We start from the raw sequence: 13742 nt of genomic DNA, 5'->3' as shown, positions 1-13742 counted from the left end.
CAACCCGGGACATAACCGATCCTCAGCTTTTTTTGTACAGAATTCACTTTTTCCCCGAAATGAAACAATGGCGGTCCAGGACCCGGAAAAAGTCTTGAACCGCCATTATTTGTTATCTGTAATCAAAATATTCCATCTTAACCATAAAATAGACTATGTCAGAAATGACCTACCCGTCATCATTGTTCAAATCGAAGTTCCATCGACCCTCTTGCAGATGTCCCCAATGCATCTCGCCAACAGTGGATTTTGCAGCTGCGGCTCCTCTATTGGATTCCCGGATCCGGCCTTCATGAGGCCGTTCCGCCTGCCTCCGTGACAATCCGCTCGGATACGCTGCCGTTCGGCTGCAGACGGTACTCCCGTATGCCGTCAGCCGAGCTCACATACAGAGTGTAGCCGCTCATGACCAATCCGGCCGGGTCGTGGTGTACGAACAGCTGCGCTTGAAGCGAAGCGTCTCTTAGTTCCTTCCAGTCGACGGTCTCCAGCTTGCCCATGACAAACTTTTCGTAGCCGCCGCCCTCCGTCGGCGCTTCCACGAAGGCGTCACCGGTCTCCGATCGAAAGCGGTACTCCCAGCTCCGGGTTCCGTCCTGCGGGTTGTAAACGACCTTAAGTCGATTTCCGAGCAGCTTGCGCACATCGTCCCGCGATATACCCGGCTTCAGCTTCTCCCGGATGCGCTGCACGACCGTCTTGTTCAGGTGCAATGTTTTGTCATCCGTATAACTGACCTGATACCCTGCGATTGCCGCAAGCTCGTTGATCGGCGCATACGGGCGCCCCCGATATTCAACCATGGGGCTGGACAGACTCAGCGATTTTCCTGCTGCACTTATCCCGGCACCGTCCAGCAAATACTCCGTACCGGCGATGATATTCACGGGCACGCTAACGGGATTCGACGCTTTCGGCACATACTGCTCCGAACGCATAGTTCTGATCGTGTAGTCCATCGCCAACGTCAACCGGCCGGACTGTTTGTCATACTCTGCGTTCAAGTCCATAATATCCCGGATCAACTCTACCGGGTAATAAAACTTTCCTTCGTAATTGACAGGCAAGTGCGTCAGCTTTACTTCACGGCCATTCACACGTACAGTCAAATCCGGCATTACTAACCCTAAAGATGTACCCCCATCCCCTGCGGCACTATCTCCTGCAGGAGCTGCGCCCCTGTCTTCCGTCCGGTACAGCGGTTCCGTGATCATCGACAGCGACTTCCTCTCCGTATCCCACTCCACGCGGAATCCGATCAAGGAAGTCCAAAAGTCGAAAGGCACGAGCACCTGATTGTCGGCCAAAATCGAAGGATGGGACAGCACCGCGAGGACCGCATCCCCTTTTTCGCTGCGCACCTCACGGCCGCCGATCGGTACTTTCCATTTGGTTCCCCAAGGGGTTACTGCCGTCACTTCCCATTCGACGCCATCCCACTTGGCGTCCCCGCCAAACATCGTCATCATCCGGTAAAGCGGGAAATAGGCGATGCCGTCGAAGTAATGCGGCTCCGTATATTCTTCCCAAGGAGCCAGGACGCCCGGTTGGCCGTTCAACGAAACGTCTATCGGTTTTCGGCTCATCATCCTGGCTTCCAGCGGTGCCCCCGGGGAGTATCCGAGCTCTCCGTCGTTTAGCTCCAGCATTCCGCCGACTTGTTGTCCGTTGGCGGCGTAACCCGAATCGTCCGCATACTTGAGCAGTCCCTCTATAAGCCGGTTAAGCGCCGCAAAATCCGGCTTGCCCTTCTTCAACACATAAGCCGCAATTTCCGCTTTAGTCCCCAACCGCTCCACTTTCCCGCGCTCAACTCCTTGATCGAGCAGCAAGCGAGCGGCTTCCGTCTCTGCCTGTGTAAGTTGAACCGGCATACTCTGCTCGGCCGAAACTACCGGCGGCACAGCCGCTATGAATGCGGTGCCTACCAATAACGGAATGACGTACTTTCGCATAAATTTATTCAAAATTGCCCACCGCTTTTCCCAGCGAATTCCAATATGCCTATATGACGCGGGAAGAGCGGCAAAGTTGCATTATTTACAAAATCTTATGATTTCGGTCAGCCTCGGCATTTGCCTTACAATGAATAAATTTGTTCGCCTATCCGAATACGCATCTCCCCGCCTGCTGCTTCCGGCGGCTCCAGCCGCACGTCCAAAAGATTGGCACCGGCGCCGCACGCGCGAAAGACGCCGATAAAGCGCGCTTGCCGCGTATTTCTCAGACGGCGAAACCATGTGCCTCTGCGCAGATGAGGGGGCATAGCCGGGGTCGTGCCGCGATACCACTCTTCATCGCCCCCGGCTCCCAGCGGATAATACTGGAACCGTACGCCGTCACCCCCGCCGGCCTGATCGTCTCCCGCGCTCCATTCCAGCACCTTGGGTCCCCTCGAACCTGCATACCGGCCAATTTCTTTTACAAAATCGTATCCGTCTTGACCGCCCAAACTCCCGTCGGGAACCGGCACCCACATGCCGTCGCTCCCGCCTGCCACCGCGCCCGGAGTATAAACAACCGCAGCGGCCTCCACATGGATGATCCAGTCCACCGCATCCATCGTGCGCTCCGATTCCGCTTCGCATACGTCCAGCAGCCACTCCTCGGCAAACAGCAGCTTCCGCCTCATCGTTACACCAAGATCAGGGTACGTGTCCGGCGCCTCGCAAACGATCCTTACGACGTGCCCGTCCACTTCCGCCTTCACCAGCGTGCCTTCTGCCGCTTCTTGGGATCGTCCGTTCACCGCCATCGTATTGTGTGCGACCGTCTGTTTGAAAAATGCATGATGCACCGGGTTGCCGTAAGGCAGCATCCCCGCGTCGCCCAGCCAAGTGCGATCTTTCGCGTAGTAAAGCAAGTTAAGCTTGTCCTGATGCCCGTGTCCGCCCCCGTGCGGCCCATAGTCGATCAGCAGCATGCGCGGCATGCCGCTGACATCCGTTCCTTTCGCTACCAGCATGCCGGCGCGTTCCAAATGAAACAGCTCCGTGGACGCCTCACCCGCTGCGGAAGATGAGTCCGCCGGCTCCGCGCCGAACAGCAGGCTGTACAGCGAAGTGCGTTCCACATCCTTCACGATGTCACCGCCGACGCCGATAAAACGATGCGCGAACTCGTATTGGTGCGCGTATTTTTTCACCGGGACGATCCCGGAATCGTGCACCGGAGGAAGCGTCCCATCCGGAAACATCGCGCGCAGCGGAGAACGGAACATCGCCTGAAACCGCTTGTCCGTATGCAGCGATTCGCCGAACCGGGTTCCGGCGAGCACGATATGAATTTGCGCCTCCAGCGCGTAAAAATGATATCCCCAAGCGCCTTCGTACCAGAAGCCGTCTTCCGCCAAACTGTTTTGCATTTGAAAATGAAATCCGTTATCCGGATCGTTCACCGCTTCGTCCCATAAAGCCCGGTCGTCCAATGCCGCCGCTGTCCATGCTTTTGCCGCATTGTGATAAGTTTGCCAGTTCGAGATTCCTCCCGGGTTGCGCCGGATGACGTCAATGGCCGGCCGCAGCAGCCGACCGCCGATCAAGTTTAATTGCTCCCCGGAAAGAGCGTACAGCGACTTCAGAATTACGCAAGCCTGCGCAAGCGGAATAAGCCAGCTCGCTTCGGACAACGTCTGGCATTGCACTTTTCCCGATGTATGATCATTGCCGCCCTTTTTGTCGTGCAGCGGATACTGCTCGTAATGGTCAGCGTAAAAAAACAGCACCCGTTTCGCCCAGTCCGCCCGCTCTACCACTCCGTCCAGCCCGAACAGTACGGCAGCATTCCGGCATGCTTCACTGATCTGCCAGTGCTCATTTGCGACGGCGACCTCGTCCCAAGGTGACCCGCTCCAAACGGCACCGCATGTCGGGCATTCGTGATGATGCCGGTCAATCCGGCGAAGCCGGCTCCCTTCCTTCGGACAGTTGTAATCGTGACTCCAGCCGCCTCCGACAAGCGGAATTTCCAGCAGGCCGCCGCTCAGCCGGTCTACAGACCGCTCCAGCTCCTCCTTCGCTCTCCGCGCCCACTCAAGCCCGGCCGTCTCCCTCTTCACTTCCTCGAAAAAAACTCGCGTCCAAATCGGTTCCATAGCGGAAAGCCTCCCGTTGTTCATTTTCCATTTCATTGTAACAAACGGACAGGTTTAAAAATTTCGCCATGGCATGGAAAAATGTTGCTCTGTTATGTTCTGTTAACGCCGTTTCATTCAAAAGCGACGAATCTCCCTTCGCGCAGCACGGGAACGACCGGCAGCGCATCGAGACGGCAGGAGTGGGCGACATCATCCGCGAAACCTCGCTCGCCTAGCTCCCTGCCGCTGCCGCATTCCCGCAGGAGCCGCGGCAGATCGTGCCGCGCCTGCCGGAAAGCACCGGCGCACACTTCGGCTTCCGGCGACTGTGTGCCCCGCAGTCCGGCGAGCACGGCGCCCGCTCCGAGGTAATCTTCGAGCGCGGGGCGAAGCCCGTCTTCGCCTTCCAGCGCGTCGCTCCACCTCTCCCCGCACGGAATGACGGTGATGGCGGCTCCGGTTTGTGCCCGGATTGCTTCCGCCGCCGCAGCGACACGGGAGGCGTTCAGCAGGCAGCCGACAAGCAGCGAAGGCACCTTGGAGGCCGTCCATGTGCACACCGCGCCGTTCAGCGAGCACAATACGTATTTTTTTCCGGCGTGAAGCGGACCGAAGGTGACAGGCGACAACGATGGTCTGCCTGTGCGCGAGCCTTCCGCGCGGCCTACCATCAGCTCGGCCCCGAGCTTTTGCGCGTACTCCCGGTCTTCCCCGCAGGACGACGGGGGAAACGGGAAAATGTCGGCACCGCAGCTTAGTGCGGTCACCACAGTAGAGGAGAAGCTGAGCACGTCGACGATGACCGTAATATCTCCCCGTTCCGCCGCTTCTCTGGCCCCGCGCGGTCCCCACTCCACCCTGCAATCGTAAGAAGTTTGACCGTAATACATGTATAACTCCCCCTGTTCGCTTCCTTATGTTTCCTTTTGACGCTAAGAATGGTGAATTGTTTCACAATTTCTCATTTTTTTTCGGCATTCTCGCAACTTTTTATATGATTTTCGCAAAACAGATGGTATATTCGACGGTGTAAAATTGTTTGTGTACCAAGAATTGGAGCCTAGTCAGGCAACAAAAAAGTAGGGTATTCTCGGGATGGCGAAGTCACCAAGAAAGGAACCCTACTCATGGCAACTATACACCAAAACATGCTCTCGGAGCTATTTGAAAATCTTGTCACTCAATTTATTCAAGAAAATCTCGAGAATATCATGAAGGCTGAGATTAAAAGCTTCATGGAAGGCGAAGATCAAGCTGAAAACAACAGCCGTAACGGATACTACAAGCGCTCGCTCCATACCAAGTTTGGATACATCGATGACTTGCAAGTCCCAAGGGATCGTAACGGTGAATTCCAAACCCAGATGTTTCAACCCTACCAACGCAGAGATGGCTGGCTGGAAGAAGCGGTGATCCAGATGTACAAAAGCGGCATGGGCACCCGGGATGTGGCTCGCTTCATTGAAAGTATGTTCGGCAGCCACTATTCTCCGACCACCGTGAGCAACATTACGGCTACCGTGCTGGAGGATATCCAAGCATGGCAGTCGAGACCGCTGAGGAAGCGTTACTCTGTCATCTACCTGGACGGCCTTTATGTCAAGCTGAAACGAAGCACGGTGAGTGGTGAGGCCATCTACTTTGCAATGGGTATCGACGAAGATGGTCACCGGCAAATTCTTGGTTTTTACGTAGGCGGTCAAGAGAGCGCCAACGGCTGGCGAGATGTCCTGAAAGACTTGTATAAACGTGGCGCTCAAGAAGTGCTGCTCGGCGTATTTGACGGCCTCCCTGGACTGGATGACGCATTCCGGGAGATATACCCGAAAGCGGACGTACAGCATTGTGTTGTTCACAAGGTTCGGTCGACTTTTCCGAAAATTCGAGTGCAGGACAAGACCGACTTTATCGAAGACCTCAAAACGATCTACAATGCGATCGATCATGATCTTGCTATAGCTGCTTTCGATACGGTAAAGGCCAAGTGGGGCAAGAAGTATCCGAAGGAAATCCAGTCCTGGGAGGACCAACTCCCTACACTCTTGACCTTTTACAAGTATCCGGCGCTTATTAAAGAAGCGATCTACACCTCGAATCCGATTGAGCGTATGAACAAAGAGTTCCGTAAACGCCTGAAGCCTATGAATAGTCTGACCAATATTGATGCCGCGGAGAAGGTCGTCTATTTAGAGATACTGGAGTACAACGAACGCTTCGGCAATCGAGTCGTCCGCGGCTTTGGAGATGCCAAAGTTAAAAAAGAGCTTACCCTGATGTTCGAGGAACGCTATCCCTCGAACGAAACTGAGGAGCCGGCTTGACATGGAGCCTCTGCGGGCATGATGCAAGGCGACGCGGCGACACCTCGTAAACTCGTGTCGCCCTGGCCGTGAGCCTATCATGCCCACCCCTCCATATAAAGCCTTTGGAAGTAACTAGCAACCTAGATAGAACGCGCTGCTCAAGGCACTTATTGAAAGTAGTCAGAATACTCAAATAAAACGTCTATCCATCGTCCCGATGGATATTCCTACCGCCATACACAAACTTCTTGACGCTACCGTATATTCTTCTTATAGATTTGCAGTTAGGGGGGAAATGACGCGTATGTTTTTGCGGAAATTGAAATCGCTCTTTCACAAGCAAACGCAGAAGCGCCAGCCGGAGCCATATAAAATGATGGAGATCGAAGCGACTATCAAGCATGCGGCCTCCGGGCTCGGAACCTACTATACTCTCGTGCTGGAAGTGATCGATCAAGGATCGTTTTTTACGAAAGATATTTTTATCCGGAATGTAGAGGATAAGACGAAGCTGGAGCTGTTTTACAACTACTCTGCGCTCGGCATGAACCTGGACGATTTGCATCGCTACGGCAGCACGCATAAAGCGGAGTACCATTTCGACAGCCTGGAAGAAGCCAGGAAAGCAAAGGAAACGACGATCGGGTACGTTCGTTTCTTGATTCGGGAGCATCAACAGGTGCATCAATCAGCGAAAATCTCCTGACGCCCGAGGAACCGAGATTCGCTAAAGGCTTTCCCTAAAGGGAAAGCCTTTTTGATTGCTTACGGTTCAGCCGCCAGCGTCCATCCCTTTTTTTCTCAACAAATAAAGGAAAAACGGAGCGCCTACGGCACCCATGACGATGCCGACGGGCAGCTCGATCGGAGCGAACAAAATCCGCGCGAGCGTATCGAACACCGTCAGCACGGCGATGCCGAGCAAGGCCGAGGCCGGAAGCAGCACGCGGTAATCCCCCCCGACCAGAAACCGGGCTGCGTGCGGGACGACGATGCCGACGAAACCGAGCAGACCGACGACGCTGACGGCGCTCGCCGAGAGCAGCGCCGCGGCCGCTGTCGCCACAAGCCTCGTCCGCTCGACATGCAGCCCGAGCCCCTTGGCTACCGAATCGCCGAGCATCATGATGTTCATCCGCTTCGCCGCCATCGCAGCAAGGAAAATGCCGATCGCGGAATAAGGAAGCAGCATCTGCAGATGCGGCCAGCTTTTGGCGGAAAGCCCGCCGACCAGAAACAGCAGCGCGCCGTTCACCCGGTCGCTGTAAAACGTCAGCAGCCCCGAAACGCCCGAGCTGAAAAAAGCGGAAACCGCCACCCCGGCCAAAATCATCCGTCCCGGGCGTACCCCTCCACTCCACGCAAGCAGGTAGATGAGCGCCGCAGCCAGCAGCGCCCCGATGAAGGCGACGGGCGTCATCAGGTAAGCATATGCCGGGAACATCACCAGCGCGGCGATGCCGAACAGTCCCGCACCGGAGGACACGCCGATGATATGCGGGTCCGCCATCGAATTGCGCATCACCCCCTGCAGCAGCACGCCGGCCAGCGACAGGTTGACGCTGACGACCGCGGCGACGAGCGTTCTCGGCAGCCGGACGTTCCAGATGATGTCGCGCTGCATGCCATGCTCTTCCCCGGCAAGCACGCGAAAAATAAGTGCCGCATCCACTTGAACCGCACCGCTCATCAAGCTGAAGAGGACTCCGGCAAACGCAAGCGTAACGAGCGCCGCAAAGGCGCAGACTCGCCGCGGGAACCTTCTGCGAAAACCAACAGCCGCCTTATTTGCCGTATACATCGGGATACACCAGCTTGGCCATATATTCAAACGCTTCGTCCAGATGCAGGCCCGGAGTTTTCTCGAACCCGTCCGGGAGGAAATACAATCTGTTCTCCTTTACGGCTCTGAGCGAAGCCCAGGCGGGATTGCTCTCCATGTTGTCCTTCAGCTTCTTTTTCCCGTATTCCTCGGTGCCGTGTACGACCATAAACAAATAATCGGGATCGCTTTGAATCAATTTCTCCAGACTGTACGGAACGTAATCCGGCCATTCCCCGGAAATCATCCCCTCGGCCGCGTTGCTCAGCTTCAACCTTCGGGCGATATCCGAAATCGTGCTGCCGTCTTTCTGAATGTAGATGCCCATCGGCATAATCGTCACTTGGGCGAACGTCGTTTTGCGGTCCGGCGCCTTGCCGGTCACCGCCTGTACGCGGGCATCCGCCTCTTTAAGCGCCTGCTCCGCTTCGGCCGGCTTCCCGAGAATTTGCCCGTACAGCTTGCCGACCTGCTGAACGTCCTCATAGCTTGTAATTTTCAAAAGTGCAAACGGGACACCGCTCGCGGCAAACGTTTCCTTCAGTCCGGCATTAAAATAATACTGACCGATCACGAGGTCGGGGTTCAAAGCGGCAATTTTCTCTATGCTTACGTTGTTCACCTGCCCGACGTCCTGGGCTTTCCGCTGCTCCTCCGAAACGGGGGTACCCGGAGCGCTTGCTCTTCCGACGGCTTTCCCGCCGAGCTGGTAAAACAAATCCAGCGTCTCCGTCGCCAAAACGACGATCCGCTCCGGTTTTTTCGGCAAAACAACGTCGCTGCCCGCCATATCCTTGAACGTAAAAAATGGCTTTTCCACAGCTGCGACGGCCGCCTTCGGTTCCTCCTTGACGGCCGCAGGCTGCTCTGCGGAAGGGCTGCAGCCGGTTAATGCCGCAAGCAGCGCACCTGCAATCAGTACGATAACGTTTCGTTTCAATGCCATCCCATCTCCTGTTCGTACACATAACGCGTAAGCTGAACGCGGTTTTCCATATGCAGCTTGCACATGATGTTTTTCAAATGATTTTTTACGGTATGCTCCGAAAGCTCGAGCCGGTCGGCGATTTCCCGATTGGAAAGCCCTTTGGCCACGAGCTCCAAAATGTCCTGCTCCCTGACGGTCAGGCCGTTTTTCGGAGACGCCTTATGTTCCTTGACGGAAAATTCCCTGAGCAACCGCACGGCAAACTCTCTCGACATGGGCGCTTCGTCGCCCGCTACCGCCTTCAAATATTCGATCCACGAATGCGGGCTGATGTTTTTCAGCAAGTAACCTTGAGCGCCTTTCTTGACCGCCTCGAAAAGATCCGCGACATCATCCGACACGGTCACGATGATGATTTTGACGTACGGATACTTTTCCTTGATCCGTTTCGTCGCTTCAAGCCCGTTCATTTCCGGCATGTTGATATCCATCAGGAGCAAGTCCGGCATCCAGACGCCCGTAAGCTCGACGGCTTCCCGCCCGTTCGTTCCTTCCGCCACGATCTCGAACTCGGAATCCATCTGCAAAATGCTGCGGATACCTTCTCTGGCGCGCACATGATCATCCGCAACGATAACCCGGATCGGCTGTCCGTCCATCGCCTCACCTTCCTTCCCGTCATGAAACCGGCTATTTGTTGAGCGCCAGAACATCCTTGACGATTTGATCGTAAGGAGGCTCTTCCCCGTCATACCTCGCCACGACCGTTCCTGCACGATTGACGAGGTAAAATGACGTTCCGTGGATTACCTGGTCGGACGACGTGTCTTTTTCCACGGCGATTTTGAACGATTGGCCGGCAAACTTGCGGATATCTTCAAAGCTGTAGCCGGTTAACGCATGCCAGTTCGTAAAGTCGGCCTGGAATTTGGACAAATAAGCCTTCAGCGCTTCCGGGGAGTCTCTTTCCGGATCGACGGAAAAGGTGACGATCTCGGCTTTGGCTCCTTGTTCCTTCAGCTTTTTTTGCAATTGGGACATATTGGAGGTAAGCCCCGGACATACGGTCGTGCAGTGGGTAAAAATGAAATGGGCCACCCACACCTTGCCGTTCAAATCCTCAAGAGCCATCTGCCCCCCACCCTGGTCCGTAAAGCGGAACGGCCCCACTTTATAGTTCAGTTGGTCGGGTGCTTTACCGCCTCCGCAAGCGGCAAACATCAGCAATGCCCCGAATGCGATGACCGTCAGAGACCATTTTTTCATTCACATTCACCTTCCCTGTTAAAACGATTACTTCTTCGCAGCCAGCCATGAAGACAACGATTCGATTTCCTGCTCGCTCAGCGTGCTTTTGAATGCGGGCATTCCTCCGCCGCCGCTGCGGATTTTGTCTGCGAGCTGCTCTTGGGACAGCTTCGCTCCCGCCTTTTGCAAATTCGGTCCGACCTTGCCGCCCAAATCCGCCCCGTGGCAGGAAAGGCACTGCTTTTTGTAGATGGCGGAAGCCTCGGAATTATCGCTCGCGATCGCCGGACTTGCCGGCGCTTGGGCGTTTTGCCCGCCGCCTTGTCCTCCGCATGCCGCAAGAAGAGATGCTGTAAGCCCGAGGATGCCGATCATGTACATCCGGTTTTTATTCGCCAATCGTATTCCCCCGCTTTCGGTTTATTCGACGATCAATTGTTTCTTGGGCATACTGTGCATGCCCTTCGCCCGTACGTGAGCGATGATGTAATAGGAGCCTTTATGTTCGAAGGTTTTGTCCAGGCTGTAAACGCCTTGTCCCTGATGCTTCGCGGTGAACAATCCCTGGCTCTGCCCATCTTCCCCTATTTCGAACTCCACTTTCTTCGCATCATCGATGCTGCTCTCTCCCAGCGTCACCTTCGCTTCGATCCGAACCGGCTGTCCCGCCCGTATCGTTTCCGGAACGGTCGTTATCTGCACGCGGACCGCTGCGGGCTCGTCCCCGCCATGGGAGTGTGCGGCTCCGTTCGAAGACGAACAAGCGCAGACCGCAAGTGCAAATCCGCCAAGGACGATCAGCATCGGCAAGAAACGGTTGTTTCCGGCCAAGTTTCCAAGCTCCTTTCATTACCAATTATTTGAGCGCTCATATCCGTTATTTTAGCGGCTGCCGCTTCACGCCTCATGACTCGACAGGGCTACTGTGTTGTCTATTTTGTGTCGGTTAAAGAAGTTGGCCTTCATCAAGCAGCGCTTCCGCTTTTCCGTGAAAAAAAAGAAAAACGGAACGTCGGCGGAAACCATCGTTCCGTCAACGCTCCGTATTCACGTATAGGATGCTATGTTTGCCCCGCCCTACGCTTTCCGCAAGCGAAGCGCATTGCAAATGACCGTAACCGAGCTGAGCGCCATCGCCGTACACGCCATCCATGGCGCCAAATAACCGGTAACGGCAAAAGGGATCGCCACCGCGTTGTAGCCCAGGGACATCAGCAAATTTTGCCTGATGTTGCGCATCGTGGACCGGCTGAGCCGGACCGATTGCACCGCCGCATGCAGATCGCTTTTCATCAGCACCACATCGGCGGCGGATTTGGCGATATCGGTGCCCGAGCGGATGGCGATGCCGGTATCCGCCGCCGCCAAAGCGGCCGCGTCATTGATGCCGTCTCCGACCATCGCCACCTTTTTGCCCTCCCGCTGCAATCGCCGGACGAGATCGGCTTTCGCTTCCGGCAAAAGCTCCGCGTAAACCCGGGATATTCCCACCCGTCCGGCAATGGTGTGTGCGGTTTCCGTGCGGTCGCCCGTCGCCATGACGACTTCCAGCCCGAGCCGGCGCAGGGCATCCACGGCTTTGCGCGAGCTCCCTTTCACCGGGTCCTCCAGCACCGCGGCGCCGGCCCACACGCCGTCAACCGCGACGCACAGCAGCGACCGGCCTCCCTGCAGCAGCCGCTCCAGCTGCGCCGGGGAAACCGGGCAGCCGATGCCGAGCTTGCGAAACCAGTTCAGCGACCCGACGGCGACACGACGGCCTTCGACGACCGCTTCGACGCCCTGCCCAGGGTGCTGCCCGAATTCGCGGCATTCGGGCAAATTCAGCTTGCGCTGCAAGGCGGCATTCACGATCGCCCGGGCGTAAGGATGCCTGGAGGGCGCCGCGGCGGCTCCCGCTAACCTCAGATGGGCCGTATACGAAGCGATGGGGCCGATCCAATCGGTCACCTGCGGCCTGCCTAGAGTCAATGTTCCGGTTTTGTCGATGACGACGACATCGCTCCTTGCAAGCAGCTCGAGATGTTTCCCTTCCTTGAACAAAATGCCCGTCTCCGCCGCTCTTCCGGAAGCTACGAGTATCGAGGTCGGCGTGGCCACGCCGAGCGCGCACGGGCAGGCGATCAACACGACCGCAATCGCCTTCTCGATCGCACCGCTCACATTGCCCGGCTCAAGCAGCCACCAGACGGCAAAAGTAAGAGCCGCGGCGGCCACGATAACGGGTACGAACACCCCGGCCCACCGGTCGGCGAGCCGCTGTATCGGCGCTTTCGAAGCCTGCGCTTCTTCAACCAGACGGGCCATCCGGCCGATCGCGGCGTCTTCGCCGACTTTGTCCGCCCTCATGTAGATCACGCCGTTTTGATTTAAGGTGCCGCTGTACAAATAACTTCCCGGCGATTTATCCACGGGCATGCCCTCGCCGGTCACCGCGGATTCATCCACTGCGGCGCTGCCTTCCGTAAGGACGCCGTCCACCGGGATGAGCTCTCCGGGATAAACCGCCACCGTATCGCCTGCACGCACTTCCTCCAGCAGCACGGTGTGTTGCTCGCCGTGCCGGATGACGCGGGCCGAAGGAAGCTGCAGCCGGCGCAGTTGGCCTATGCTTTGTCCTGTGCGCTGCCGCGCCAGCGCCTCGAGCCATTTTCCGGCCCACACGATGGTGATGATCATCGTGCTCGTATCGAAGTACAGCATCGGATGCTCGGCATGCATACCCGAATGCATGCCGGCATGCGGAGCGGGAGCCGGCATACGGAAGATCAAATAGTGGCTGTACAAAAACGCCGCGGAAGACCCCAGAACGACGAGCAGCTCCATATTGGCGCTTTTGTTTCTTAGCGCGGCGAAAGCCCGCTCGTAAAACGGCAGCCCGATCGCAAACTGGACCACAGCCGCCAGCGTAAGCTGCAGCCACGGGTTTAACAGAACCTCGGGTACCCACAGATTCGAAGTCAGCGGATGGTGCTTCGCCATGCTCCAGATGAACGGAACGGTTAAAATCGCCGACAGCAGCGCCCTTAAACCAAGATGACGCACTTCCGATTGCCGCTCCTCCCGGCGTGCCCCGATCTCCACCGGCTTCGCCTGGAAGCCGAGCTTGCTGATTTTTTGCTCGATCTGCTCCAGCGTGACGAGGCGCCGGTCGAAAAGCACAGCCGCGCGGTGGACGGCAAGGTTCACCTGAATCCGCTCGACGCCGGCCATTTTTCCGACCGCCTTTTCAATGCGGGAAGCGCAGGAGGCGCACGTCATGCCGCCGATTTCCAGCTGAACCGGCCGGTTGCCGCTTACATCCATATCCATCACTCCGGACATATCTTGAATGACTTACCTATCACTCAATATATGGACGGCTTT

At 56.4% G+C, this 13742-nt stretch carries 12 protein-coding genes; 2 read left to right on the top strand and 10 right to left on the bottom strand.

The window, feature by feature from the left end; genetic code table 11:
- Positions 1–290: 290 nt before the first annotated feature.
- The 3 genes from MYS68_RS07360 to MYS68_RS07350 all read right to left on the bottom strand — a co-directional run bounded on the left by MYS68_RS07360 (position 291) and on the right by MYS68_RS07350 (position 4965).
- Positions 291–1967, bottom strand: a complete 1677-nt coding sequence (locus MYS68_RS07360) for a stalk domain-containing protein (RefSeq protein WP_248925209.1) — start codon at positions 1965–1967, stop codon at positions 291–293.
- Positions 1968–2080: 113 nt separating this feature from the next.
- Entirely contained in the window at positions 2081–4093 is a 2013-nt protein-coding gene (locus tag MYS68_RS07355; RefSeq protein WP_248925208.1) for a heparinase II/III domain-containing protein, read from the bottom strand.
- A gap of 113 nt (positions 4094–4206) precedes the next feature.
- Complete coding sequence (locus MYS68_RS07350) at positions 4207–4965, bottom strand: 2-phosphosulfolactate phosphatase (protein WP_248925207.1); 759 nt, start codon at positions 4963–4965, stop codon at positions 4207–4209.
- 237 nt (positions 4966–5202) lie between these two features.
- Here MYS68_RS07350 and MYS68_RS07345 point away from each other — a divergent pair, with 237 nt between their 5' ends.
- Together MYS68_RS07345 and MYS68_RS07340 are read left to right on the top strand one after the other, a co-directional pair.
- Positions 5203–6396 carry an IS256 family transposase gene (locus MYS68_RS07345; protein WP_248925206.1) on the top strand — a complete coding sequence of 398 codons (1194 nt, stop codon included), beginning with the start codon at positions 5203–5205 and terminating at the stop codon, positions 6394–6396.
- A 286-nt stretch (positions 6397–6682) separates the two neighbouring features.
- Entirely contained in the window at positions 6683–7084 is a 402-nt protein-coding gene (locus tag MYS68_RS07340) for a hypothetical protein (RefSeq protein ID WP_248925205.1), read from the top strand.
- A gap of 66 nt (positions 7085–7150) precedes the next feature.
- Here the strand turns inward: MYS68_RS07340 and MYS68_RS07335 are convergent, their stop codons facing one another.
- The 7 genes from MYS68_RS07335 to MYS68_RS07305 all read right to left on the bottom strand — a co-directional run bounded on the left by MYS68_RS07335 (position 7151) and on the right by MYS68_RS07305 (position 13682).
- The gene (locus MYS68_RS07335) at positions 7151–8179 is read right to left on the bottom strand and encodes a FecCD family ABC transporter permease (protein ID WP_248925204.1); all 1029 of its coding nucleotides are present in this window, start codon (positions 8177–8179) and stop codon (positions 7151–7153) included.
- Positions 8163–9140: an ABC transporter substrate-binding protein gene (locus MYS68_RS07330; RefSeq protein WP_248925203.1), complete on the bottom strand. Its 978-nt coding sequence runs from the start codon at positions 9138–9140 to the stop codon at positions 8163–8165. Before MYS68_RS07330 ends, MYS68_RS07335 begins: the two co-directional genes overlap by 17 nt.
- Positions 9137–9787, bottom strand: a complete 651-nt coding sequence (locus MYS68_RS07325; protein WP_248925202.1) for a response regulator — start codon at positions 9785–9787, stop codon at positions 9137–9139. The genes MYS68_RS07330 and MYS68_RS07325 overlap by 4 nt, the downstream gene beginning before the upstream one ends.
- A gap of 31 nt (positions 9788–9818) precedes the next feature.
- Positions 9819–10394: an SCO family protein gene (locus MYS68_RS07320; protein ID WP_248925201.1), complete on the bottom strand. Its 576-nt coding sequence runs from the start codon at positions 10392–10394 to the stop codon at positions 9819–9821.
- Between the two features lie 27 nt (positions 10395–10421).
- A complete protein-coding gene (locus MYS68_RS07315) occupies positions 10422–10775 on the bottom strand; it encodes a c-type cytochrome (RefSeq protein ID WP_248925200.1) in 354 nt (117 codons plus the stop codon).
- A gap of 21 nt (positions 10776–10796) precedes the next feature.
- The gene (locus MYS68_RS07310; protein ID WP_248925199.1) at positions 10797–11207 is read right to left on the bottom strand and encodes a FixH family protein; all 411 of its coding nucleotides are present in this window, start codon (positions 11205–11207) and stop codon (positions 10797–10799) included.
- Positions 11208–11453: 246 nt separating this feature from the next.
- Positions 11454–13682, bottom strand: coding sequence for a heavy metal translocating P-type ATPase (locus tag MYS68_RS07305; RefSeq protein WP_248925198.1), 2229 nt, complete (start codon positions 13680–13682; stop codon positions 11454–11456).
- Between the last annotated feature and the right edge of the window lie 60 nt (positions 13683–13742).

This window comes from Paenibacillus hamazuiensis (genome assembly GCF_023276405.1).
Taxonomy (GTDB): domain Bacteria; phylum Bacillota; class Bacilli; order Paenibacillales; family NBRC-103111; genus Paenibacillus_AF; species Paenibacillus_AF hamazuiensis.
This window is presented reverse-complemented; position numbering and strand designations above follow the sequence as displayed.

Excerpts from the sequence above, each read along its gene's own strand:
- MYS68_RS07355 (WP_248925208.1), bottom strand. The coding sequence starts at position 4,093 with ATGGAACCGATTTGGACGCGAGTTTTTTTCGAGGAAGTGAAGAGGGAG.
- MYS68_RS07350 (WP_248925207.1), bottom strand. The coding sequence starts at position 4,965 with ATGTATTACGGTCAAACTTCTTACGATTGCAGGGTGGAGTGGGGACCG.
- MYS68_RS07345 (WP_248925206.1), top strand. The coding sequence starts at position 5,203 with ATGGCAACTATACACCAAAACATGCTCTCGGAGCTATTTGAAAATCTT.
- MYS68_RS07340 (WP_248925205.1), top strand. The coding sequence starts at position 6,683 with ATGTTTTTGCGGAAATTGAAATCGCTCTTTCACAAGCAAACGCAGAAG.
- MYS68_RS07335 (WP_248925204.1), bottom strand. The coding sequence starts at position 8,179 with ATGTATACGGCAAATAAGGCGGCTGTTGGTTTTCGCAGAAGGTTCCCG.
- MYS68_RS07325 (WP_248925202.1), bottom strand. The coding sequence starts at position 9,787 with ATGGACGGACAGCCGATCCGGGTTATCGTTGCGGATGATCATGTGCGC.
- MYS68_RS07320 (WP_248925201.1), bottom strand. The coding sequence starts at position 10,394 with ATGAAAAAATGGTCTCTGACGGTCATCGCATTCGGGGCATTGCTGATG.
- MYS68_RS07305 (WP_248925198.1), bottom strand. The coding sequence starts at position 13,682 with ATGGATGTAAGCGGCAACCGGCCGGTTCAGCTGGAAATCGGCGGCATG.